Origin of the sequence: Rhodococcus ruber (assembly GCF_016804345.1) — a bacterium.
Classification (GTDB): domain Bacteria; phylum Actinomycetota; class Actinomycetes; order Mycobacteriales; family Mycobacteriaceae; genus Rhodococcus; species Rhodococcus ruber.
In genome coordinates, this window is the sequence record NZ_CP044211.1 from 831,521 (window position 1) to 853,959 (window position 22,439).

Annotated in this window: 19 protein-coding genes and 2 pseudogenes; 13 read left to right on the forward strand and 8 right to left on the reverse strand. The window is 69.9% G+C overall.

The window, feature by feature from the left end; all coding sequences use genetic code 11:
• The first annotated feature begins 7 nt into the window (after positions 1-7).
• Positions 8-2,143: a 3-hydroxyacyl-CoA dehydrogenase NAD-binding domain-containing protein gene (locus F1734_RS03875; protein WP_203011785.1), complete on the forward strand. Its 2,136-nt coding sequence runs from the start codon at positions 8-10 to the stop codon at positions 2,141-2,143.
• A gap of 120 nt (positions 2,144-2,263) precedes the next feature.
• Entirely contained in the window at positions 2,264-3,298 is a 1,035-nt protein-coding gene (locus F1734_RS03880; RefSeq protein WP_102031891.1) for a type IV toxin-antitoxin system AbiEi family antitoxin domain-containing protein, read from the forward strand.
• Positions 3,299-3,336: 38 nt separating this feature from the next.
• Here F1734_RS03880 and F1734_RS03885 read toward each other — a convergent pair whose 3' ends face one another.
• The gene (locus F1734_RS03885) at positions 3,337-4,638 is read right to left on the reverse strand and encodes a class I SAM-dependent methyltransferase (RefSeq protein ID WP_010594923.1); all 1,302 of its coding nucleotides are present in this window, start codon (positions 4,636-4,638) and stop codon (positions 3,337-3,339) included.
• On the reverse strand, positions 4,635-6,068 hold the full coding sequence (locus F1734_RS03890) for an FAD-binding oxidoreductase (RefSeq protein ID WP_010594924.1): 1,434 nt from the start codon (positions 6,066-6,068) through the stop codon (positions 4,635-4,637). Before F1734_RS03890 ends, F1734_RS03885 begins: the two co-directional genes overlap by 4 nt.
• A gap of 136 nt (positions 6,069-6,204) precedes the next feature.
• Between F1734_RS03890 and F1734_RS03895 the strand changes: the two genes are divergently transcribed.
• Positions 6,205-6,639, forward strand: coding sequence for an SRPBCC family protein (locus F1734_RS03895; protein WP_040273601.1), 435 nt, complete (start codon positions 6,205-6,207; stop codon positions 6,637-6,639).
• Here the strand turns inward: F1734_RS03895 and F1734_RS03900 are convergent.
• The gene (locus F1734_RS03900) at positions 6,636-7,394 is read right to left on the reverse strand and encodes an Rv3717 family N-acetylmuramoyl-L-alanine amidase (RefSeq protein WP_203011373.1); all 759 of its coding nucleotides are present in this window, start codon (positions 7,392-7,394) and stop codon (positions 6,636-6,638) included. The two genes, F1734_RS03895 and F1734_RS03900, sit on opposite strands and share 4 nt — an antisense overlap.
• A gap of 76 nt (positions 7,395-7,470) precedes the next feature.
• Between F1734_RS03900 and F1734_RS03905 the strand changes: the two genes are divergently transcribed.
• The 4 genes from F1734_RS03905 (at position 7,471) to F1734_RS03920 (ending at position 10,566) form a co-directional block, all read left to right on the forward strand.
• A complete protein-coding gene (locus F1734_RS03905) occupies positions 7,471-7,794 on the forward strand; it encodes a YbaB/EbfC family nucleoid-associated protein (RefSeq protein ID WP_048773633.1) in 324 nt (107 codons plus the stop codon).
• 9 nt (positions 7,795-7,803) lie between these two features.
• Entirely contained in the window at positions 7,804-8,412 is a 609-nt protein-coding gene (gene recR / locus F1734_RS03910) for a recombination mediator RecR (protein ID WP_010594928.1), read from the forward strand.
• Positions 8,409-8,966 carry a TetR/AcrR family transcriptional regulator gene (locus tag F1734_RS03915; protein ID WP_010594929.1) on the forward strand — a complete coding sequence of 186 codons (558 nt, stop codon included), beginning with the start codon at positions 8,409-8,411 and terminating at the stop codon, positions 8,964-8,966. Before recR ends, F1734_RS03915 begins: the two co-directional genes overlap by 4 nt.
• A 100-nt stretch (positions 8,967-9,066) precedes the next feature.
• Positions 9,067-10,566: an MFS transporter gene (locus F1734_RS03920; RefSeq protein ID WP_017681517.1), complete on the forward strand. Its 1,500-nt coding sequence runs from the start codon at positions 9,067-9,069 to the stop codon at positions 10,564-10,566.
• A gap of 58 nt (positions 10,567-10,624) precedes the next feature.
• Here the strand turns inward: F1734_RS03920 and F1734_RS03925 are convergent, their stop codons facing one another.
• Positions 10,625-11,599: an oxygenase MpaB family protein gene (locus F1734_RS03925; protein WP_040273673.1), complete on the reverse strand. Its 975-nt coding sequence runs from the start codon at positions 11,597-11,599 to the stop codon at positions 10,625-10,627.
• 5 nt (positions 11,600-11,604) lie between these two features.
• Entirely contained in the window at positions 11,605-13,119 is a 1,515-nt protein-coding gene (locus F1734_RS03930; protein WP_010594932.1) for an aldehyde dehydrogenase family protein, read from the reverse strand.
• Between the two features lie 129 nt (positions 13,120-13,248).
• Between F1734_RS03930 and F1734_RS03935 the strand changes: the two genes are divergently transcribed.
• Together F1734_RS03935 and F1734_RS03940 are read left to right on the forward strand one after the other, a co-directional pair.
• Entirely contained in the window at positions 13,249-14,400 is a 1,152-nt protein-coding gene (locus F1734_RS03935) for an acyl-CoA dehydrogenase family protein (RefSeq protein ID WP_203011374.1), read from the forward strand.
• Positions 14,401-14,403: 3 nt separating this feature from the next.
• On the forward strand, positions 14,404-15,072 hold the full coding sequence (locus F1734_RS03940; RefSeq protein ID WP_017681520.1) for a GntR family transcriptional regulator: 669 nt from the start codon (positions 14,404-14,406) through the stop codon (positions 15,070-15,072).
• Positions 15,073-15,167: 95 nt separating this feature from the next.
• Here F1734_RS03940 and F1734_RS03945 read toward each other — a convergent pair whose 3' ends face one another.
• Both F1734_RS03945 and F1734_RS03950 read right to left on the reverse strand, forming a co-directional pair.
• Positions 15,168-15,644: a DUF4334 domain-containing protein gene (locus tag F1734_RS03945; RefSeq protein ID WP_017681521.1), complete on the reverse strand. Its 477-nt coding sequence runs from the start codon at positions 15,642-15,644 to the stop codon at positions 15,168-15,170.
• A 95-nt stretch (positions 15,645-15,739) separates the two neighbouring features.
• Positions 15,740-17,017: a TetR/AcrR family transcriptional regulator gene (locus F1734_RS03950; protein WP_048773635.1), complete on the reverse strand. Its 1,278-nt coding sequence runs from the start codon at positions 17,015-17,017 to the stop codon at positions 15,740-15,742.
• Positions 17,018-17,266: 249 nt separating this feature from the next.
• Between F1734_RS03950 and F1734_RS03955 the strand changes: the two are divergent.
• Positions 17,267-17,833, forward strand: a pseudogene (locus tag F1734_RS03955) (NAD(P)H-dependent flavin oxidoreductase); the annotation flags it as partial.
• A gap of 10 nt (positions 17,834-17,843) precedes the next feature.
• On the opposite strand, the gene F1734_RS03960 reads toward F1734_RS03955, so the two are convergent.
• The gene (locus tag F1734_RS03960) at positions 17,844-19,232 is read right to left on the reverse strand and encodes an IS4 family transposase (RefSeq protein WP_203011375.1); all 1,389 of its coding nucleotides are present in this window, start codon (positions 19,230-19,232) and stop codon (positions 17,844-17,846) included.
• Between the two features lie 110 nt (positions 19,233-19,342).
• Here F1734_RS03960 and F1734_RS03965 point away from each other — a divergent pair.
• From F1734_RS03965 to fadD5, 3 genes and pseudogenes are all read left to right on the forward strand, one after another.
• Positions 19,343-19,768, forward strand: a pseudogene (locus F1734_RS03965) (NAD(P)H-dependent flavin oxidoreductase); the annotation flags it as partial.
• Complete coding sequence (locus tag F1734_RS03970; protein ID WP_048773637.1) at positions 19,765-20,544, forward strand: enoyl-CoA hydratase; 780 nt, start codon at positions 19,765-19,767, stop codon at positions 20,542-20,544. The pseudogene F1734_RS03965 and the gene F1734_RS03970, both read left to right, overlap by 4 nt.
• A 274-nt stretch (positions 20,545-20,818) precedes the next feature.
• Entirely contained in the window at positions 20,819-22,402 is a 1,584-nt protein-coding gene (fadD5, locus tag F1734_RS03975) for a fatty-acid--CoA ligase FadD5 (protein WP_048773639.1), read from the forward strand.
• Positions 22,403-22,439: the final 37 nt, after the last annotated feature.

The window sequence follows — 22,439 nt, forward strand, 5'->3', positions numbered from 1 at the left end:
GAACAACATGATCGGCTGGGAGCGCGACGCCGACGGCATCGTGGTGCTGACCCTCGACGACCCGAACCAGGGCGCGAACACCATGAACGAGCTGTACAAGGCGTCGATGAAGGCCACCGTCGACCGCCTCGTCGCCGAGAAGGACGACATCACCGGTGTCGTGATCACCTCCGCCAAGAAGACCTTCTTCGCCGGCGGCGACCTGAAGAACATGATCAAGGTCGGGCCGGAGGACGCGCAGCGGATCTTCGACGAGGTCGAGGCGATCAAGGCGGACCTGCGCCGGCTCGAGACCCTCGGCAAGCCCGTCGTCGCCGCGATCAACGGCGCGGCCCTCGGCGGCGGCCTCGAGATCGCGCTCGCCACCCACCACCGCATCGCGGCCGACGTCAAGGGCGTCCAGATCGGCCTGCCCGAGGCCACGCTGGGCCTGCTGCCCGGCGGTGGCGGCGTCACCCGCACCGTGCGGATGCTGGGTCTGCAGACCGCGCTGATGCAGGTGCTGCTGCAGGGGCAGCGCTACAACCCGGCCAAGGCGAAGGAGATCGGCCTGATCGACGAGATCGTCGGCGGCATCGACGAACTCGTCCCCGCCGCCAAGGCGTGGATCAAGGCCAACCCCGAGGGCGGCGTGCAGCCCTGGGACAAGAAGGGCTTCAAGATCCCCGGTGGTACCCCGGCGTCGCCGGCGTTCGCGGCGAACCTGCCGGCGTTCCCGGCGAACCTGCGCAAGCAGCTCAAGGGTGCCCCGATGCCGGCGCCGCGGGCCATCATGGCCGCCGCCGTGGAGGGCTCGCAGGTCGACATCGACAATGCGTCGAAGATCGAGGGCCGGTACTTCACCGAGCTCGTCACCGGCCAGGTCGCCAAGAACATGATCCAGGCGTTCTTCTTCGACATGCAGGCCATCAATTCCGGTGCGTCACGGCCGAACCAGGCCGACGGCACGCCGTTCCCGAAGACCACCTTCCGGAAGGTCGCCGTGCTGGGCGCCGGCATGATGGGCGCGGGCATCGCCTACGTGTGCGCCAAGGCCGGCATGGACGTGATCCTCAAGGACGTCACGATCGAGTCGGCGCAGAAGGGCAAGGCGTACTCGGAGGGCCTCGAGGCCAAGGCGCTCTCGCGCGGCAAGACGACGGAGGAGAAGTCCGCGGCGCTGCTCGCCCGCATCACCCCCACCGCCGACGTCGCCGATCTGGCCGGCGCGGACCTCGTCATCGAGGCGGTGTTCGAGAACACCGAACTCAAGCACAAGGTGTTCCAGGAGATCCAGGACGTCGTCGCGCCGGACGCGGTGCTCGGTTCGAACACCTCGACGCTGCCGATCACCGGTCTCGCGGAAGGTGTGACGCGGCAGGAGGACTTCATCGGCCTGCACTTCTTCTCGCCGGTGGACAAGATGCCGCTGCTCGAGATCATCGCCGGGGAGAAGACCTCCGACGCGACGCTGGCCAAGGCGTTCGATCTCGCTCAGCAGATCCGTAAGACCCCCATCGTCGTCAACGACTCGCGGGGCTTCTTCACCTCGCGCGTCATCGGCACGTTCGTCAACGAGGCGATCCGCATGGTCGGCGAGGGCATCGAGCCCGCGACGATCGAGCAGGCCGGCTCGCAGGCCGGCTACCCGGCGCCGCCGCTGCAGCTGTCGGACGAGCTGAACCTGACACTGATGCAGAAGATCCGCAAGGAGACCGAGGCGGCGACCGAGGCCTCGGGTCTGAAGGTGCCGCAGGACGATTCGTCCACCGTCGTCGACTTCCTCGTCGACGAGGGCCGGCCGGGCCGCGCGGGCGGCGGCGGCTTCTACGAGTACGTCGACGGCAAGCGCACCCGCATCTGGCCGGGTCTGCGTGAGAAGTTCGACAGTGCCCCCACCGACGTCCCGATCCAGGACCTGATCGAGCGGATGCTGTTCATCGAGGCCATCGAGACGCAGAAGTGCTTCGACGAGGGCGTGCTGCGCACCACCGCCGACGCCAACATCGGCTCGATCCTCGGCATCGGCTTCCCGGCCTGGACCGGTGGCGTCGCCCAGTACATCGTCGGCTACCCCGGCGGCAAGGCGGGCTTCGTCAAGCGCGCCGAGGAACTCGCCGCCAAGTACGGCGAGCGCTTCACCCCCCCGGCGTCCCTGCGCTGACCCCCGTGCGCGGTTTTGGTAGCCATCGCTACCAAAACCGCGCACGAGTTCTCCACAGGTGAGGGCTCCCGGCCACGGTCGGGGGCCCTCACGCGTCGGGGGTCCGCCATCATCGACCGCATGGGGGACTTCGGGAAGAGCGACGTGCAGAAGCTGTTCGACGATCGAGCCGGCTTGGTGACCCAGACCGAGCTGACCGACCTGGGGGTGGGGCGGGGAACGGTGCGGCATCTGCTCGACACCGGGCGGTGGCAGCGTGTCCTGCAGGGCGTCTACGCCGTCAGCAGCGGGCCGCTGACACGGACCATGGTGCTCGAGGCGGCGCTGCTCTACGGGGGCGGCGCGGCGATGCTGAGCCATCGCACTGCGGCGGAGCTGTGGGGCATGCTCCCGGTCGACGACACCGCACCGGTGCACGTCACCGTTCCCGTGGGCAAGTCCGCGCTGCCGCAGCGAGCGACGATGCGGGCACCCGGACGGAAGGCGACGCTACCGGTGTCGAAGCCGGACGCCGTTCTCCATCCCGGGGTGATCGTGCACCGGTCCCGGGCGCACGCCCACATCGGCGTCGATCGGTACCTGGCGCGCACGACCAAGGTCGACACCGCACTGGATCTGGCCACCGCGCAGCCGTCGCCGCGGGAGGCGTACCTGTCGCTGATCTCCACGGTCACGAACGCCGGGATCCGGCTGCACACCGTGCGACGGCGACTCGAGGAGCGGCCGCCGTACCGGTATCGGACCGCGCTCGACGAGGCCGTGACACTGCTGGCGGAGGGGGTGCAGTCCGTCCTGGAGTACCACTACGCGATCGATGTCGAGCGTGCGCATGCACTGCCCGTGGCGGACCGGCAGAGCCCGGTCGTCGTGGACGGCAGGACCCTGTACGAGGACTGCACGTACGACAGCGCCGGATGCCCGCTCACGGTGCGGTTGGACGGCAGGTGGGTGCATTCGATGCGCGAAGTCGCCTTCCGCGACCGGCGTCGGGACAACGCCGCTGAGCTGGCCGGCCGATCGCGGCTGGTCTTCGGATACCGGGAGGTGGCGTCGTCGCCGTGCGACGTCGCGCGCGAGGTGGAGACGGTGCTGACCCGGTTGGGCTGGGTCCGGGACGAGCCGAACCCCTGCTCGTGCCGTGCGCGGTTCTGGTAGTGGGTACTACCAGAACCGCGCACGGGCCGCGGAGCGGCCTATGCGACCCACCACGGGCGCAGCGGGACGTTCGGCTCCTGATCCGGGCCGAGCTTGACGGCCAGGACGTGGTGCAGCTGCACGACGTTGCGTTCGAAGCCGAGGCGGGAACCGGCCATGTACAGGCCCCACACGCGGGCGGTGCCCTCGCCGACCTCGGCGACGCACGCGTCCCAGTTGGCGACGAGGTTCTCGCACCAGCCCTTCAGGGTCAGCGCGTAGTGCTGGCGCAGGTTCTCCTCGTGCAGCACCTCGAGGCCGATGTCCTGGATCTCGGTGATGATGCGCCCCGAGCCGGTGAGTTCCCCGTCGGGGAAGACGTACCGGTCGATGAAGCCCCCGGCCTTGACGGGGCCGCGGTTGACCGGACGGGTGATGCAGTGATTGAGCAGCAAGCCGCCCTCGCGCAGCTTGTCGTGCAACCGCCGGAAGTACGTGGGGTAGTTCTGCACGCCGATGTGCTCGGTCAGCCCGATCGAGGAGATCGCGTCGAAGCCCGTCTCCGGCACGTCGCGGTAGTCGGAGAAGCGGACCTCGGCGAGGTCGGTGAGTCCCTCGTCGGCGATGGCCTTCTGCGCCCACTCCGCCTGCTCCCGCGACAGGGTGACGCCGAGTGCCTTGACGCCGCGCCGTGCCGCGTACCGCACCATCCCGCCCCAGCCGCAGCCGATGTCGAGGAGACGGTCCCCGGGCTGCAGCCGCAGCTTCTCGAAGACGAGGCGGTACTTGTTCTCCTGTGCGTCCTCGAGACTCTGCGCCTCGGAGTCGAACAGCGCGCACGTGTACGTCATGGACGGGCCCAGGACGTGCTCGTAGAACGCGTTGGAGACGTCGTAGTGATGGTGGATCACCTCGGCGTCACGGCTGCGCGAATGCCGGAGCCCCTCCGCGAACCGGCGCCAGCGCGGCAGGTGCTCCTGCGGGGGCGGCGCGATGGGCTTGAGCGTCTCCAACCCCAGCGAGCGGGCGATCTGCGCGAGCGTCAGTGCCGGTGGACGCTGGAAGTGCAAGTCGCCCAGGGCCTTCAGGAGCTCGTACGGGTTGCCGGGATGGACGCCTTCGGCTTCGAGGTCACCCGAGACGTAGGCGCGGGCCATGCCGAGGTCGCCGGGTGCCGTCGCCAGATAGGTCGTGCCGCGCGTGGAGGTCAACCGCAGGCCGTACGGGGCGTCCGCCGGGCCGGCGCTGGAGCCGTCGTACGCGGTGAACCGCACCGGCAGCTCGCCGCCGGTCACGGTCTCGAGAATCTGGGCGAGCGTGAGCCGGCCGTCGGGAATGCCTGGTTCTCGCAACGTGGTCATCTGTTGTGCACCGCCTTCGAGAAGAGGTCAAGCAAACGGGATTCGGGGTCGTAACGCTTCTTCAGGGCGGGATAGTCCCCGCCGCCGTAGTAGAGCTCTTCGAACTCCGCGCGCGTGTAGTACGAGTCGGAGTACAGCGATTTGTGGCCGTCGAGCTCGGCGACCTTGTGTTCGATGCGACGGTTCGCGGCGCCCTCGATCTCGCCGGCAACGGCCGGGACCGACGACCAGAAGCCGACGTTGACATAGGTGCGTTTCGGTTCGAGCGGGTACAGGGGCCACGGCCGCTGGGCGTCGCGCGCCACCGGGCCGCCCTCCCGTAACCGCAAGGGGCACAGCCAGACCGGCTCGATCGGAATCTCGTCGAGGAACCAGCGCAGGAACTCGGCGGTCCGTTCGATCGGCACCTCGATGTCCTGCACGACGCGTTCGCGCGGCAGGTTGCCCTTGCGCCGCTCGATACGGTCGGCGACGCCGTAGCGGTGGTCGAGGGCGATCAGCTTCCAGTAGAAGCTGCTGCGGAGCAGGCGCTTCGGCCACAGCCGCCGGATCCGGGGGTCCTGGGCGCCGAAGGCGCGCGAGCACCAGAACCAGTCGGTGTCCCACCGCCACAGGTAGTCCCGGACGGTGAGGCGGTCGGTCCGCGGATGGTTGACGGATGCGTGCTGGATCGAGCGGTAGTAGATGTTTTCGCCGGTGTAGTCGCTGACCGGGCCGGGGGCGTCGGTCTGCGTCCCGAGGGTCAGGTAGGACTCCGCGGCGGAGAACATCACCCCGTCGAGGTAGTCGACCGGCACCCCGGCGTGCACCCGCTCGGTGGCGATGCGGTCGAGGGCCGACTGCATCTCGTCGAGCGAGTCGAACCGCAGATGCCGCAGCGCCACGTACGGTTTCACCGGTTCGAGTTCGATGCGCAGGCGCGTGGCGTAGCCGAGGGTGCCGTAGGAGTTGGGGAAACCGTGGAACAGGTCGGCGTGCTCACCGTCGGGGGTGGCGGTGACGATCTCGCCCGCGCCGGTGAGGATGTCCATCTCGAGGACCGACTCGTGCGGCAGGCCGTTGCGGAAGGAGGTCGACTCGATGCCGAGCCCGGTGACCGCGCCGCCGAGCGTGATCGTCTTCAGCTGCGGCACCACCAGGGGTGCGAGGCCGTGGGGCAGGGTCGCGTCGACCAGGTCCTCGTAGGTGCACATGCCGGCGACGTCGGCGGTGCGCGCGACGGGGTCGACGGAGACGACGCCGCCGAGGCCGGACACGTCGAGGCCGGGCGCGTTCACCCGGGCCCGGGCCCGGAAGAGGTTGGAGGTCTTCTTCGCCAGGCGCACGGGGGCGTCGGCAGGGATGGCGCGGTAGGAACGCAACAGGCGCTCGACACCCGCCCGATGTGCGGATTCTCCGCTCGGGACTACGACTGACTTCGGCTTCTGCATACGACTCCCTGGGGCGACGCACGGTGGCGACCTTCACAATAGCCCCGCGGGCCCGCCCGGGCGCGACGATGCAGCAGGCAGGATGGGAACCGGTGACGGCCGCGCTCCGAGCGGCCCACGGGCAACAGGAGGAACAGTGGGACAGGTAAGCGCCAGCAGTTCGATTCAGCTCGCCGCGGCGCCGGAGCGGGTGCTCGAGGCCCTCGCGGACTACGAGTCGGTGCGTCCGCGCATCCTCCCGGAGCAGTACCGCGACTACCGGGTGCTCTCGGGTGGTCGCGGCGACGGCACGGTCGTGCACTGGATCCTGCAGGCGACGAAGAAGCGGGCTCGCGACGTCGAGGCGCGAGTGGCGGTCTCGGGCAGCACGATCACCGAGCGGGACGCGAACTCGTCCCTGGTGACCACGTGGAGCGTGGTGCCCAACGGCACCGGTTCGACCGTGGTGACGTTGACCGAGTGGAAGGGTGCGGGCGGCATCGGCGGCTTCTTCGAGAAGACCTTCGCGCCGCTCGGGCTGCGCAAGATCCAGGCGCAGGTGCTGGCGAACCTGAAGCGCGAACTGGACTAGAGGGCGTCGGCGGGGTCGCCGGCGAACGCGACGATCCCGGCGACGACGGCGGTGGCGTAACGCTGCCGCCCGTCGGGATGGGTCATCGTCGCGGCGTCCGTCGCGTTGCGCATGTTGCCGAGCTCGACCAGCACCGACGGCCGTCGGGCCAGATTGAGTCCGGCCAGGTCGTCGCGACCGAGCAGGCCGTCGGTGCCGAGGTACGTGGACGGGGTCAGTCCGGCGTCGACGAGGGCGTCGCGCACGGCGACGGCGAGGGCGACGGACGGGCCGGCCTGCACCTCGTCGAGTGGGGGCGCCGAGTAGTTGACGTGGAAGCCGCGCCCGTCGGCGGGGCCGCCGTCGGCGTGCAGGCTGACCACGACGTCCGCGCCGGAGGCGTTGGCCTCTTCCGCGCGCCGGTCCACGCAGGCCGCGACGGACGCGTCGTCGGGGCGGCTGAGCAGCACGTGCGCGCCGAGCTCCTCGAGTTCGGCGCGCACGAGCATCGCGACGTCCCAGTTGAAGGTGTGTTCCGCGTAGCCCGAGTCGGTGCTGGTGCCGGTGGTCTGGCAGTTCTTGGTGCCGCCGCGGCCGGTGGGCACCTGGGCGGTGATGCTCGCGTCGTTGGTGCCGTTGTGGCCGGGGTCGAGGAAGACGGTGCGGCCGGTCAGCGGCAGGTCCGGGGTCGCGGTCGCGGGGACTCCCGGCAGGGACAGGGCCAGCACGCAGGTGGCGGCGACGGTGATCCGGCGGGACAGTCCACGCACGCGCATTCCGTCACGGTACCGGGGACGGACTACCCTGAGTTGCGAAATCCCGCGAAAGGACATGCCTGTGGAACCCGGTGGAATGCCCGACATGCAGCAGCTCCTGGCGCAGGCGCAGCAGATGCAGCAGCAGCTGATGGCCGCCCAGGCGGAGATGGCGCAGGCGGAGGTGACCGGCCAGGCCGGTGGCGGCCTGGTGACGGCGACGGTGAAGGGGACCGGTGAGGTCGTCGGCCTTCGGATCAACCCCGAGGTCGTCGACCCCGAGGACGTGGAGACGCTGCAGGACCTGGTGATCGGCGCGATCGCCGACGCGTCGGCGAAGGCGCAGGAGATCGCCTCCGAGAAGCTCGGCCCCCTGGCCGGTGGGCTCGGCGGCGGCATTCCCGGTCTGCCCGGCTTCTAGAGGAGTCACGTGTACGAGGGACCGGTCCAGGACCTGATCGACGAGCTCGGCAAGCTGCCGGGCATCGGTCCGAAGAGCGCCCAGCGCATCGCGTTCCACCTGTTGTCGGTCGAGCCGCCGGAGCTCGACCGGCTGCAGGCGGCCCTGCAGCAGGTGCGCGACGGCGTCCGGTTCTGCGAGGTGTGCGGCACGGTGGCGGATCAGGAGCGGTGCCGGATCTGTTCCGATCCGCGCCGGGACCGGACCCAGATCTGTGTGGTCGAGGAGCCGAAGGACGTGCAGGCCATCGAGCGCACCCGCGAGTTCCGTGGGCGCTACCACGTGCTCGGCGGCGCCCTCGATCCGCTCAGCGGCATCGGTCCGGACCAGTTGCGGATCCGTGAGCTGCTCACCCGCATCGGCAATCAGGAGGACGGCGTCGACGTCACCGAGGTGATCATCGCGACGGACCCCAACACGGAGGGCGAGGCCACGGCGACGTACCTCGTGCGGATGCTGCGGGACTTCCCCGGCCTGACCGTGACGCGGCTGGCGTCCGGTCTGCCCATGGGGGGCGACCTCGAGTTCGCCGACGAGCTGACCCTCGGGCGGGCGCTCTCGGGCCGACGCACACTGTGACCGCCCCGAGACGCACCGGGGAGCAGACGCGCCGCCGGATCCTCGACGCGGCCGGCATGGCGTTCGCGACGCGTCCGTACCGCGAGATCACCCTCAAGGACATCGCCGAGGACGCCGGCGTCAGCCCGGCGCTGATCATCAAGTACTTCGGTTCCAAGGAGCAGTTGTTCGACGCGCTGGTCGACTTCCAGAGCGCGGCGGACGTGTTGTTCGACGGTCCCCTCGAACAGCTGGGGGAGCGGATGGTGTCGATGCTGGCGCGGCCGCTCGAACCGTACAAGCCGCTCTCGATGAACATCCTGTTCATGAGCGGGGCGAGCGAGGAGAGCAACAGCAAGCTCCGGGAGAACTATTCGAAGCAGATGATCGACGCGCTCGCGGCACGCCTGCCCGGCCCGGATGCACGGTTGCGGGCGGAGCTGGCGATGTCGATGGTGATGGGTCTGGCGATCATGCGGCGGCGCATGCTCGCGGAGCGCGCCACCGGTTCGGTGCCGGACGTGGTGGCGCGGTACGCGCCGCTGGTGCAGGAGCTGCTCGACGGGGCGGAGTGACCGACGGCCCGGAGTGAGATGCGGGTCACCTCTGTTGCGGGGTAAACGGCTATTCACTTAGCCTGGTAAACAATTATTCACCCCGCGCGGAGGAGGGCCGATGGCGTACGTGTCCACCCACCCCCTCCGGCTGCGCGGATCCCGGCCGGACCGGTCGCTCGCCGGGCCGCCCGCCCGCGGGGCGGCGACGGCGGTCGCGCCCCGGCCGTCGCGTTTCGTCTTCCCGATCCTCGCGGTCGGGGCGATCTTCCAGGCGATCATGCAGACGGTCATGGTGCCGCTGCTGCCGAGCATGCCGGCGCTGACCGGCGCCGGCACCACGGCCGTGTCGTGGCTGGTGACCGCCACCCTGCTGGTCGGGGCCGTGATGACCCCGATCTTCGGCCGGCTCGCCGACATGGTCGGCAAGAAGCGCATGCTGCTCGTCGCGCTCGTCCTGATGACCGTCGGATCGCTGCTGTGCGCGATCAGCTCGAACATCGCGGTCCTCATCACCGCCCGCGGTCTGCAGGGCGCGGGCGCGGCGGTCATTCCGATCGGCATGTCGATCCTGCGGGAGGAACTGCCGAGGGACCGCGTCGGACGCGCCGTCGCCCTGCTCAGCTCCACCCTCGGCCTGGGCACCGCGCTGGGCATCCCGTTCGCCGCCGCCATCGTCCAGTTCGCGGATTGGCACGTGCTGTTCTGGGTCACCACCGCGATCGGCGCGGCGGTGGCGACCGCGGCCGCGGTGTTCATCCGCGAGTCCCGCACCCGCACCGGCGGCCGGTTCGACGGCGTCGGCGCGGTCGGCCTGAGCGCCGCGCTGGTGAGCCTGCTCGTCCCCCTCACCCAGGGCAGCACCTGGGGCTGGACCAGCCCCGCCGTGCTGTCGATGTTCGCCGCCGCCGTCGTGCTGTTCGGACTGTGGGGATTCCAGCAGCTGCGCAACCGCAATCCGCTCGTCGATCTGCGGGCCTCGGCGCGGCGCACGGTCCTGATGCCGCACCTGGCCGCCCTGCTGGTGGGGTTCGCGTTCTACGGCAACACCCTCATCACCACGCAGTTGCTGCAGGCCGACCCCGACCACGGCGCCGGGTACGGGCTGCCGATCCTGCTCGCGGCCCTGTGCCAGCTGCCGGCGAGCTTCGCGATGATGTCGTTCGCCCTCGTCGCGGCGCGGTTGTCCGACCGGTGGGGCACGAAGGTCCCCATGCTGGCCGGCGCGTTGTTCCTGCTGGGCGGCTACTCGCTGCATGCGGTGCCCGACAAGCCGCTGTGGTCGGTGGTGGTGGCGCTCGGTGTCGCCGCCATCGGCACCACACTCGTGTACTGCACACTGCCGGTGCTGATCATGGGTGCGGTCCCGCTCGAGCAGACCGCCGCGGCGAACGGCGTCAACGTGCTGCTGCGCACCACGGGCAGCACGGTGTGCAGCGCCGTGGTCGCGACCGTCCTTGCGGCGCATCTGGTGAACGGCGGCATCGCCGCGGCGGGCTTCTCGATCGCCTACCTGGCGTGCGCTGCCTGCGCGGTGGTGGTGTTCGTGGCCGCGCTCGCGCTGCCGGCGGCGAACCGGCGGCCCGTCGAGCACGTCACCTCCGAGGTGCCTTCCGTATGAGTAACGCCGGTCCGCCGCCCGCGTGCCGGCGGCGAACCGGCCTCCTCCCTCCCCGGGTCTAGTACTCCACGCCGAGGTCCCGCAGGCGGTAGCCCTCCGGGTACCCCGGATAGGTGCGGTTGCTCGGATTGCTCGCGGCCATCGAGGTCCGTCGTTTCGGCAGCCGGCGTACCACCGCCGAACGGGCCCGCAGCGCGGCCTCCGCGACGGCCCGGACCCGCGGGGACCCCTGCGGGAACCCGAATGCCGCCGCCATCCGCTCGTCGATGAGCGAGTACACGGCCGTGGCGACGGCGGGTGCGAGCACCTTCGGGTACCACGACTGGAACAGCCGCAGGGTGTAGGTGCCGATGCGGTGGTTGTCGTCGCTGTAGGTGAAGTGCTCGTCCTCGTAGTCCAGCTTGAACCGCTGGAAGTCCTGGTACGACTCCGGAATGTTCTTGATCCCCATCCGGATTCCGACCTGCCGGTAGAAGTGGAACGAGGCGAGACGCTCGTGCGGGTGCAGCCGCCGCCAGCCGTAGCGGTCGATCCAGTCGATCGGGTCGTAGACGAACGTCGAGAGGACGTAGAGCATGTCGTCGTTGTCGATCGAATACCTGCCATGCATCCGGTTGACGTTGCGCAGCGACTCGCGACCCCGGTCGGAGTCGTACCCGTGCTCGACGAGTTCGGACATCAGGATCGCGGTGTCGTCGTAGCGCTTCTGCGGGCGGTGCTCGAACTCGCCGGTGCGGGCCAGCAGCGCGGAGATGCTCGGCACACAGTAGGTACGGAACAGCGCGAACTCGAGCGACCGCTGGTAGTCCCAAGGGAACTCGTACCCGGCGGTGATCCGCAGGATGTCCTGATGGTGGGTGACCGGGTCCAGGCCCTCGATCACCTTCAGCCAGCCGAATCGCCCGAATCCGGCGTGCGGGTCCTGGTTCGGCGCGGGGAAGGTGGCGGCCTTCTCGGTCCGGGCGTCGGGGCGGGCGACGACGGACGCCCCGCGCGTGCGTTCCCGGGTGCGGTCGGGGGAGGTCGACGTCATCCGCGTCACCGCCCGTGCCGGGTGCGGAGCATCCACGCGGCGATCTTCATGTCCCGCGCGGTGCGTTCGAGGGTGAGCAGGTTCAGCGGGGCCCGGAACCTCTCGACGGTCACCGACTTGGGGCGGCTGAATTCGCGCAGGCCGTCGGCGCCGTGGATGCGGCCGAATCCGGATTCGCCGATGCCACCGAACGGCAGCGACGGGATGCCCGCGAAACCGAGCACCGAGTTCACCGACACCATGCCGGTGCGCAGCCGGTCGGCGATCTTCCGTCCACGCGCGCGGTCCTTGGTGAACACCGACGCGCCGAGACCGTAGTCGGTGGCGTTGGCGCGCTCGACGGCCTCGTCGAGATCGCGCACCTTGTTGACCACCACCGTCGGGCCGAACGTCTCCTCGCACACCGCCGAGGACCGCTCCGGGACGTCGGTGAGGATCACCGGGTCGACGTAACGGTCGTGCACGGACTCGCGGCCGCCGACGACGGCGCGGGCGCCGTGCTCGAGCGCGTCGTCGATCTGGCCGCGCACGATGTCGATCTGCCGGGGCAGGGTCATCGGACCGTAGCTCGCGTCGTCGCTGCCGCCGGGGCGCACCCGCTCCATGGTCGCGGTGAGCTTGTCGAGGAACTGCCGGTAGACCGGCTCGACGACGTAGATGCGTTCGACGCCGGCGCAGGTCTGGCCCGCGTTCCCGAACGCTCCGAACGCGGCCATCTCCACGGCCTTGTCGAGGTCGGCGTCCTCCGCGACGATCATCGCGTCCTTGCCCCCGCACTCGGCGACGAGCGGGGTGAGGGTCTCGGCGCACACGGCCATGACCTTGCGGGCGGTGGCGCCGGAGCCGGTGAAGGCGACCTTGTCGACGCCGGAGCGGGCGAGTGCCGCCCCGGTCTCGCCGAGGCCGGTGATCACCTGGAACACCGGCTGCGTCGGGGCGAGCCCGTTCCACTTCTCCTCGAGCCACTTACCCACGCCGGGGGTCAGCTCGGACGGCTTGAACACCACGGCGTTGCCGGCGGCGAGGGCGTAGGAGATCGAGCCCATCGGGGTGTAGACCGGGTAGTTCCACGGTCCGATGACGCCGATCACGCCGAGCGGCTGGTACTCGAGGGTGGCCCGCTGGTTGGCGCTGGCGAGACCGGACGGCACCGTGCGCGGGCGCAGCACCTTCCTGGCGTTGCGGGCGGCCCAGTCGAGGTGCTCGATCGCGAGCATCACCTCGAGGAAGGCGTCACCGCGGGGCTTGCCGGTCTCGGCGGAGACGAGGGCCGCGAGGGGCTCGGCGTCGGCGGCGACGGCCTGCTTGAACTCGAGCAGCCAGTCGCGGCGGCCCCGGAAGCCCTGGTCGGCCCACCATCGGGCCGCCGAACGCGCGCGGTCGACGGCGGCGGCGACGTCGGCGGCACCGGCGATCGGATACTCGGCGAGGACGGATCCGTTGCGCGGGTCGAGACTCGCGAAGGTATCCCCCGGAGGGGCCGGGGACTGGGTATCGGCGGGCGTGAGTTCCTGGGTCATGGGCGACGCTTCCTTCGCTGGGCCACATCAAATATATTTGATGTGATTCACTGTCGTGGATATCACACTAGGCGGCGCGCCCGGTGTCGACAACCCCCCACTAATTGTCCAGGCCAGGAGGCCGATCCCATGCACACGAACCTGACGGAATTCACTCCCGAGCAGCAGGACTTCGCCGCAGCCGTCGCCGATTTCTGCCGACGGGAGGTCGGCACCCGCGAACAGCGAGACGCCCTCACCGACCACGGCAAGCACAGCCACAACCAGGAGCTCTACCGGAAGATGGCCGAGCTCGGCTGGCTCGGCGTGACGGTGCCCGAGGAGTTCGGCGGCTCCGCCGGCAGCACGGTCGACCTGTGCATCCTGCTCGAGCAGAGCACACGGGGCATGGCACCCATCGGGGGCATCGGCCCCACCCTCATCACGGGCGCCGCCTACGAGAAGTTCGGCACCCGGGCGCAGAAGGAGACCGTGCTCGGCGGCATCGTCGAGGGTCGATCCCAGTCCATCTCCATGTCCGAACCCGAGGCGGGATCCGACGTCGGCGCCCTGACCTGCCGCGCCGAGAAGGTCGACGACGGCTGGCTGATCAACGGCCAGAAGACCTGGTGCTCCAACGCGCACTTCGCCGACAACATTCTGCTCGTTGCCCGCACCGACCGCAGCGGCGCCAAGCATCAGGGCCTGACGATGTTCCACCTGCCGGCCGGCACCGCGGGGCTGAAGATCAGCGGCATCGAGACCATGGGCGGCAAGGAGGTCAACGACCTCTACCTCACCGACGTGCATCTGCCGGCGGACGCCGTCGTCGGCGAGGTCGGCAACGGCTGGACCCAGCTGATGGCCGGGCTGAACACCGAGCGGCTCATCCTGGCCGCGATGATGCTCGGCACCGCGCAGCGCGCCTTCGACGACGCCCTGCAGTTCGTCACCGAACGCAAGCAGTTCGGCCGGCCGGTCGGCACGTTCCAGGCCATCCGTCATCGCGTCGCCGACCTGGCCACCGAGATCGAGGCCACGCGCCTGCTCGTGTACCGCGTCGCGCGGCTCGTCGACGACAACCCGGGCACGTTGTTTCCGCGCGCGGCGTCCATGGTCAAGCTCAAGGCCACCGAGGTCGCGAAGAAGACGGCCCTCGAAGGCATGCAGATGATGGGCGGATACGGGTACGCCACCGAGTTCGACATGGAGCACCATGTCCGCCGGACGATCGTGTCGACGATCTTCGGCGGCACCAACGAGATCCAGCGCGACATCATCGGCAAGAGCTACGGACTGTAGACGATGGCGGCACCGGCCCGTTCCCTGCGGCGACGGCCTCAGCTTTCGGAGGAGGTCGCGATCCACCTGCGGGGCCTCATCATCTCCGGCGCGCTGCGCTCCGGCGACTTCGTGCGGCTCGACGAGACCGCAGCCGAACTCGGGGTCAGCGTCACCCCGGTCCGGGAAGCGCTGCTGACCCTGCGGGGGGAAGGTCTCGTGGAGTCGGTGCCCAACCGCGGTTACGTCGTCTCGCCGCTCGGGCGGGGTGACGTCGCCGACATCTTCTGGCTGCAGAAACAGATCGCGGTGGAACTGGCGGTGCGCGTGCTGCGGGTCGCGGACGCTGCGGACCTCGATCGGCTCACCGCGCTGAACGATGCGCTACGGTGCGCGGTCTCGTCGTCGGACGCCGACCGGATCGCCGCTGCGGAGTTCGAATTCCATCGCGAGGTCAACCGGATCGCGGACAGCCCGAAGCTCGCCTGGTTCCTCTACAGCGCGGCCCGCTACACCCCGTACCGGCTCTACACCGCGGACCCGGAGTGGGGCCGGTCGGCCGTCGACTCGCACGCCCGCTTGATCGACGCGTTCCGCAGGGGGGACCGCGACGAGGTGATCGCGCAGACCGCGGGGCAGTTCGACGATGCGGTCCGCCGGCTGCTCGAGCACCTGGACCGGCGCCCCGAGTGACCGAATGTGACATCCGGTCGATCACATCGACCGGATGTCACATTCGGTCCTGTGGAGCGTGGGGGTGTCCGGCGGAAGGCTTGCGGTGCAGGGGATTACAGCGCGATGTCGCGTTCGAGACCGAACCAGTAGTGCTCGCCCGCGTCGAACACGAGCCCGCCCTTGCCGTTCATGACGCCGACGAGCGTGTCGTCGTCGGCCTTCTTGAAGTGGTCGAACACCGGCATACCGTCGTAGACCATCGTGGCGGTGACCTCGCCGCGGAACCGGACCTCCCACAGTGACGCCTCGCCGCGCCCGGTTTCGACGTCGGAGTAGAGCTCACCGCTCGCGTCCCGGCACATCAGCGGCTGCACGTCGTGGGCGGCGGCGAACTGCTTGCCGTACCACCGGGCCTTGCCCAGCAGCGTGTGGGTGCGGTGGCCGGTGTCGAAACTGAATCCGCGCCAGCGGTATCCGACGAGATCGTCGATGCGGGCGGGCTCGAGGCGCGCCCACAGGTCGTCGAGTTCGCGCGGCGAGATCGTGTCGGTGCGGCGGCGCAGTGCGGCCAGCTCGTCGGCCACGGTCATGGTCACTCCTGACGGTCGAAGGTGAGTACTGCCTCGACGGCATCGCTGCGGGTCCGCGCCGTACTCCCGCACCACCGCGGCGAGTGCCGTGCGCGTCACGCGTCCGCCGCCGGGTCGCCGAGAAGGGTCGCCAGCATGAGCTGTTGCACGCGGGTCTCGTTGGCGGGGGTGGCGTCGAAGTGCAACAGACGTCCGACGTCGAGCACGAGGTTGAGCGCGGCGTGCACCAGGAATCGGCACTCGACGGCGGACAGGGCCGGACGTACCTCGCCGAGCAGGCGGGCCCACTCCTCGACGTTGAGCCGCTGGATGTTGCGCAGGTCGGTGCGGTGTGCATCGGGCAGGTTTCCGATCTCGGTGAAGTACACGACCATCAGCTCGCTGCGGGCGAACGACAACTGGACGTACACGCGGGTCAGGGAGCACAGTGCCTCGGCCGGGGTTGTGGAGTCGGCCAGCGTGCCGTTCACGGCGACGGCGAGCCGGTCCGCGGCCCGGTGGAAGGCCGCGGCGAGCAGGTCGGCCTTGCTCGCGAAGTGCCGGTAGACGCCGGAGGCGTTGATGCCGGCCGCCGCGCCGATCTCCTCGATGCTCACGTCGTGGTACCCGCGGGCATAGAAGAGCAGGATCGCTTCGTGCAGCAGCACCTCGCGCTTGTTGGCGACGGCGAGGCCCGGGACACGGGCCGGCTCGTCGTGTGACCGGTCGGTCGTCGCCGGACGGACACGCGCGACCGACCGGCAGGCCTCGAGCAGCAGCCGCTCGATCCGGCGGTTGGCCAGCGGGGCGCGGTGTGCGGTGATGCTGCCGACGACGCTGAGCATGGCCGCGCTGAGGATGACGTTGTCCGGTTCCGGGAGCCCGGGTCGCAGGGCCGCCAGCGCGGCCCCGATCCGGCGGTTGACCCCCCAGATCTCTCGCCGGACCGCGTCGCGGTCCGGCGCGGTGAGATAGCGGCTCTCCCATCGGTAGAGCCCGGCGGTGCGGCGGCATTCGACGGTGGTGCGGATCGCGGCGAGCAGCAGGCCGTCGAGGCGTTCGCCGGGGTCGGCGCTCGAGGGGCTCGCGGCGTCCGCTTCGGCGACCGCCGTCCCGAGCGTCGTGCCCAGGCTCAGGGCGGCGTCGCGGAACAACGCGTACTTGTTGGGAAAGTGCCGATAGAGGGCGGGGCCGGAAATGCCGACCGCGGCAGCGATCTCGTCGATCCCGACACCGTGGTACCCGCGTTCGCTGAACGCCTCGGCGGCGACCGCCGCGATCTGTGCCTTGCGGTTCTTCGGCCGTCGTCGCGGAGCCGGTGCTCCCTCGGTCGCCGTGCGGGCGGTCGACCGTGTCCGCGTCGCCCGCGAACCGGCCCGGGTCTGCTCCGCCACCGTACCTCCATTCATGCCGGGCGTGATGCCGGCAGCCTATCGCACACGTTAGCGGCCAACACCATATCTGCGTCGGCGAATCGGAGGGCCACGCCCCACGGAAAGGCCAGCGGAGAACCCTTGACAAACGCGGTTGCGCACCGCGAAAGTTAACGAGCATTCCCGATGTCACCACGGTGTCCGGCCGCTGCGCCGGACGTGTCCGTCCGATGCGCGTCGCGGCGCAGGTCCAGGATCCGAGGAGGTCCAGTGAGAACCCGATTCACCGAGGCATTCGGGGTCGAGCACCCCATCGTCCAGGGTGGGATGATGTGGGTCGGCCGCGCCGAACTCGTCGCCGCCGTGGCCGAATCCGGCGCTCTGGGCTTCCTGACCGCGCTCACCCAGCCGACGCCCGAGGACCTCGTGAAGGAGATCGCCCGGACCCGCGAGCTCACCGACAAGCCCTTCGGTGTCAATCTCACGATCCTGCCGTCGATCAACCCGCCGCCGTACGCCGAGTACCGGCAGGCCATCGTCGAGTCGGGTATCAAGATCGTCGAGACCGCCGGGTCCAACCCCGTCGACCACCTGCCCCACCTGAAGGACGCCGGCGTCAAGGTCGTCCACAAGTGCACGAGCGTGCGGCACGCGCTCAAGGCCGAACGCGTCGGAGTGGACGCCGTCAGCATCGACGGATTCGAGTGCGCCGGTCATCCCGGCGAGGACGACGTGCCCGGACTCGTCCTGATCCCCGTCGCCAGCCGGCAGCTGCAGATCCCGGTGATCGCCTCGGGTGGCATCGCGGACGCCCGCGGCCTCGTCGCCGCGCTAGCCCCAAGGCCGTTCAGTTAGTGGCTGTGGTGTGTTGTCCAGGAGGCTCGCCGGTGAGGATCTCGATTGCCATGGTGGCCCGGTAGCTGGTTCGGTCGATGTGTGATCCCCGGGCTTGGTATTTGGAGATGGCGCGTTTGACGATGCGGGGACAGGCCCGTAGCCGGCGGGCGGGCATCAGGCCCGCCAGCACGTGACGGCCGATCGCTCCTACCAGGTCGACGACCTCACCGGCGATGACGTTCGTGGCGTGGACGACCTGGTCGCGGGCGGCCTGCCAGGCGATGGTGAAGCTGGCCCGGTCCGGGTCGAGGTCGCCTACGATGCCGGTCGCGTCGGCTATCGCGGTGCGCAACAGCTGGTAGACCACCAGCAGTGCGTAGATCTCCTGCTCGACGCCCACGGGTGTGCGGGCACGCAGGACACGGCCGCCGAGGATGCTGGATTTCAGTTCCAGGTACGCGGTTTCGATCTCCCATCGCTCGTGGTAGAGCCCGATCAGTTCCGAGGCGGGATGGCGGTGCGGGTCGAGCAGGGTGGTCGCCAGCCGATACACCCCGGTGCGCCGTCCAGCGGCGGTGACCACAGTGACCTCGCAGTCGATCACCCGAACCCGCAGCGTCCCGAGGGTGGACAGGTAGGAGCCGTCGCGGTAGCGCGTCAGCACCGGCATGCGGCGACCGCTCTTGAGCCGGACGAGGGCCTCGGCGCCGGTCCCGGCAATATCGGCGATCAGGGCTTTCGCCCCGAAGTTGCGGTCGGCCAGCACGATCATGCCCGGCCGGAGGCTGCGCAGCAGGCGGGCCGTGTAGGTGGTTTCGCCGACGGTGGTGGGGCCGAACACCGCGTCGATGAGGGTGCGGGTGCCGCAGGCCAGCAACGCCACTACCCGGGCCTGGGGGTAGCCGGTGCCGCCGTGGTTGCCGCCGTTCTTGGTGAAGCGGGTGAGTATCGCCGCCGTGTCGGGCACGGTCAGGACGGTGCCGTCGATCGCGCAGACCAGCAGGCCGTGCCATCGGGTGCCGCGTCGGTCCGTCCCGGTCGGGGCTGGTCCGCGCAGCAGGTCGAACAGCCAGTGCAGGGGGGTGACGCCGACGCGGCGGCGGGCCTGGGCCAGTGCCCCGGCGGTCGGTGCGGCGGTGTCGATCCCGCCGAGTCCGGCAGTGAGTTTGCGCCAGACGCCGCAGTAGCCGACCTCGGGGAACAGGCAGGCGGCCAGCAGCAGGTACACCACCACGCGGGAGGGCAGATCCCGCACCCGGGACTGCATGGCACCGGTGGCGACCAGGGCCTCGTCGACCATCTCGAAGGGCAGATGCTGAGTGAGTTCGCCGAGGTGGCCGGGGGCGAACCGACCCCCGGCCACCGTGATCGAACCGGTGGTGACAGACTGCGTGTCCAACGGAGTTCCTTGTTTTCAGTGATCTTGGTCGACACTGTTGTAGCAAGGGACTCCGTTGCCCGTTCCCAGGGCTTGACACACAAGCCTCAAGCGCTAACTACACGGCCTTGGCGCTAGCCCTCGGGGCGGACGGGGTCAACATGGGGACCCGGTTCATGTGCACCGTCGAGTCGCCCGTCGCGCACGCGGTCAAGGAACAGATCGTCGCCAACACCGAACGCGACACCCGGCTCATCTTCCGCACCCTGCACAACACCGCCCGCGTGGCGGCGAATTCGGTCAGCGCGGAGGTCGTCGAGATCGAATCGCGCGGAGCGGAGTTCGGCGACATCGCGCACCTCGTCGCCGGCGCCCGGGGCAGGAAGGTGTTCGAGGACGGCGATCTCGAGGCGGGCATCTGGACGGCCGGACAGAGCCAGGGCCTGATCGACGACATCCCGACCGTGGCCGAACTCGTCGAGCGCATGGTGTCCGAGGCGGAGTCGATCATCGAGGACCGGCTCCGCGGATTCGTGGCACAGGGGGTCGGGGCGTGAGCACACCGACCGGGGAGGGGCTGCGCTCGGAACTCGCCGACGGCATCCTGCGGCTGACCATCGACCGGCCGAAGCGGATGAACGCCGTGGACCTGCCGACCATGCGGGCGCTCGGCGCCGCGCTGGACGAGGCCGGCCCCGATCCCCGGGTCCGCACCGTCGTCCTCACCGGTGCGGGAACGGCGTTCTGCACCGGCGCCGATCTCGCTGCGGCAGCGACGAACCCGGCCGATCCGGCCGAGGTCATGGACGTCGCGAACGCGGTGATCCGATCCATCGCGACGGTTCCGGTGCCGGTGATCGCCGCCGTCAACGGCCCCGCCGCGGGCGTGGGCGTGTCGATGGCTGTTGCGGCGGACCTCACCTATGCCGCCGAGAGCGCCTATTTCCTGCTGTCGTTCGTGAACATGGGGCTGATGCCCGACGGCGGAGCGAGCCTGCTCGTCCCGGCGGCGGTCGGGCGTGCGCGGGCCGCGGAGATGGCGCTGCTCGGCGAGCGGGTGTCGGCCGCGGATGCCGACCGGTTCGGCCTCGTCGCGCGCACCCTGCCCGACGCGCAGTTCGCCGCGCATGTCGCGGACGTGGCGGCTCGGACGGCGACGAAACCACGGCGCGCTTTCGAACTGACCAAGCGGGCACTTCATGCCACCACGCTCGGCCTGCTCGACGACGCGCTGGCCCGGGAGAAGAGCGGCCAGACCGAGCTGCTCGCCTCGGCGGACTTCGCCGAGGCGGCCATGGCCATGCTCGAGAAGCGATCCCCGCGTTTCCCCTGACGACAGGCCGTGCACTTACCGGCGCGGGAACCCCGGTCGCCGCCCGGCTGCGTCCCGGTCGGACTGCCCTGTTAAGACGTTGGGCGACAATATCATTCGATGCGAGACGCGCTCCGTGCTGCGGGCGCCCGCGCCCTCCTCAACCGGTTGTCTCCCTGAGAATCACCATTAACAAAATGCTGGCCGAACAGGGGCGCTGCCTGTAATGTGCCTCACATCGAGAACCCGGATCGCGTCCCGTCGGCACCTCCGCCACGCCCCGAGAGGAATCCTCATGGTCACCGCCTCCACCCTCGCCGAGACCCAGCGCCTGCGTCGCAACAACTGGAACAACCACCTCGAGCGGCACGCCCTGATGATCCCGAACCGCACCGCGCTGCGGTTCCAGGGCCGGTCGATCACGTGGGCGGAGCTGCACGACCGGGTCGAGCGGCTCGCCGGTGCCCTCGCGCGGCGCGGCGTCGGCTTCGGTGACCGGGTCGTCGTGCTCATGCTCAACCGCCCCGAATACCTCGAAACCGTGCTGGCCGCGAACGCTCTCGGCGCGATCGCCGTGCCGGTCAACTTCCGTCTCACCGCGCCCGAGGTGGCGTACCTGTCGAACGACAGCGGGGCCTCGGCGATCGTGGTCGAGGCACCCCTCGCTCCGCTGGCCGCCGCGGTCCGCGCGGAGAGCGACGGGCTCGGCCTGTCCATCACCGTCGGCGGGGCCCCGGACGGCGACAGCCTCGCCTACGAGGACCTGGTCGCCGAGACCGGCGAGCCGCACCCGGCGGTCGACGTTCCGGACGACACCCCGGCCCTGATTATGTACACCTCCGGGACCACGGGACGGCCCAAGGGCGCGGTGCTCTCCCACAGCAACATGTCCGCGCAGGCCCTCACGTGCATCCGTGCGTTCCACCTGTTCGACGAGTCCGGCGTCGGGTTCTGCGCCTCGCCGATGTTCCACATCGCGGCTCTCGGTGCGATGGCACCCAACCTGATGCTGGGCGTCGCCACCGTGATCCATCCGGTGGGGGCGTTCGACCCGAACGAGCTGCTCGACGTCCTCGAGGCCGAGCAGGTCACCAACCTGTTCCTGGTGCCGGTGCAGTGGCAGGCGGTGTGCGCGGCACAGCAGGCGAACCCGCGGAAGCTGGCCCTGCGCAACATCTCCTGGGGCGCTGCGCCGTCGTCCGACACGATCCTGCGCGCGATGGCCGAGACGTTCCCCGACGCGTCGAACGTCGCGGTGTTCGGCCAGACCGAGATGTCACCCATCACCTGCGTGCTCGACGGCGAGGACGCGCTGCGCAAGCTCGGCTCCGTCGGCCGGGTCATTCCCACCATCCAGGCGCGGGTCGTCGACGACGAGATGAACGACGTGGCCCCCGGTGAGGTCGGCGAGATCGTCTACCGCGGACCCACCATGATGAGCGAGTACTGGAACAACCCGGCCGCGACGGCAGATGCGTTCCACGGCGGCTGGTTCCACTCCGGCGACCTCGTGCGCGTCGACGACGAGGGCTTCGTCTACGTCGTCGACCGCAAGAAGGACATGATCATCTCCGGCGGCGAGAACATCTACTGCGCCGAGGTCGAGAACGTGCTGTTCTCGCATCCGAAGATCCTCGAGGCCGCCGTGATCGGACGTCCGGATCCGAAGTGGGGCGAGGTGCCGGTCGCGGTGATCGCGTTGCGGCCCGGCCACGACGATCTTCCCCTGGACGAGCTGCAGCCGTTCTTCGACGAGCGGCTCGCCCGCTACAAGCATCCGAAGGACGTCGTGATCGTCGAGGCCCTGCCGCGCAACGCCAGCGGCAAGGTCGTCAAGCACCAGCTGCGCGGCGGCCTGTCGGCGGTCGTCCAGGGCTGAGACGCCGAGGAGCCGTCGGGGGACGGGAGGCCGCGAT

Excerpts from the sequence above, each read along its gene's own strand:
- F1734_RS03930 (WP_010594932.1), bottom strand. The coding sequence starts at position 13,119 with ATGACCCAGGAACTCACGCCCGCCGATACCCAGTCCCCGGCCCCTCCG.
- F1734_RS03900 (WP_203011373.1), bottom strand. The coding sequence starts at position 7,394 with ATGCGCGTGCGTGGACTGTCCCGCCGGATCACCGTCGCCGCCACCTGC.
- F1734_RS03890 (WP_010594924.1), bottom strand. The coding sequence starts at position 6,068 with ATGCAGAAGCCGAAGTCAGTCGTAGTCCCGAGCGGAGAATCCGCACAT.
- F1734_RS03940 (WP_017681520.1), top strand. The coding sequence starts at position 14,404 with ATGGCGGCACCGGCCCGTTCCCTGCGGCGACGGCCTCAGCTTTCGGAG.
- F1734_RS03925 (WP_040273673.1), bottom strand. The coding sequence starts at position 11,599 with ATGACGTCGACCTCCCCCGACCGCACCCGGGAACGCACGCGCGGGGCG.
- F1734_RS03875 (WP_203011785.1), top strand. The coding sequence starts at position 8 with ATGATCGGCTGGGAGCGCGACGCCGACGGCATCGTGGTGCTGACCCTC.
- fadD5 (WP_048773639.1), top strand. The coding sequence starts at position 20,819 with ATGGTCACCGCCTCCACCCTCGCCGAGACCCAGCGCCTGCGTCGCAAC.
- F1734_RS03935 (WP_203011374.1), top strand. The coding sequence starts at position 13,249 with ATGCACACGAACCTGACGGAATTCACTCCCGAGCAGCAGGACTTCGCC.
- F1734_RS03945 (WP_017681521.1), bottom strand. The coding sequence starts at position 15,644 with ATGACCGTGGCCGACGAGCTGGCCGCACTGCGCCGCCGCACCGACACG.
- F1734_RS03920 (WP_017681517.1), top strand. The coding sequence starts at position 9,067 with ATGGCGTACGTGTCCACCCACCCCCTCCGGCTGCGCGGATCCCGGCCG.
- F1734_RS03905 (WP_048773633.1), top strand. The coding sequence starts at position 7,471 with ATGCCCGACATGCAGCAGCTCCTGGCGCAGGCGCAGCAGATGCAGCAG.
- F1734_RS03885 (WP_010594923.1), bottom strand. The coding sequence starts at position 4,638 with ATGACCACGTTGCGAGAACCAGGCATTCCCGACGGCCGGCTCACGCTC.
- F1734_RS03880 (WP_102031891.1), top strand. The coding sequence starts at position 2,264 with ATGGGGGACTTCGGGAAGAGCGACGTGCAGAAGCTGTTCGACGATCGA.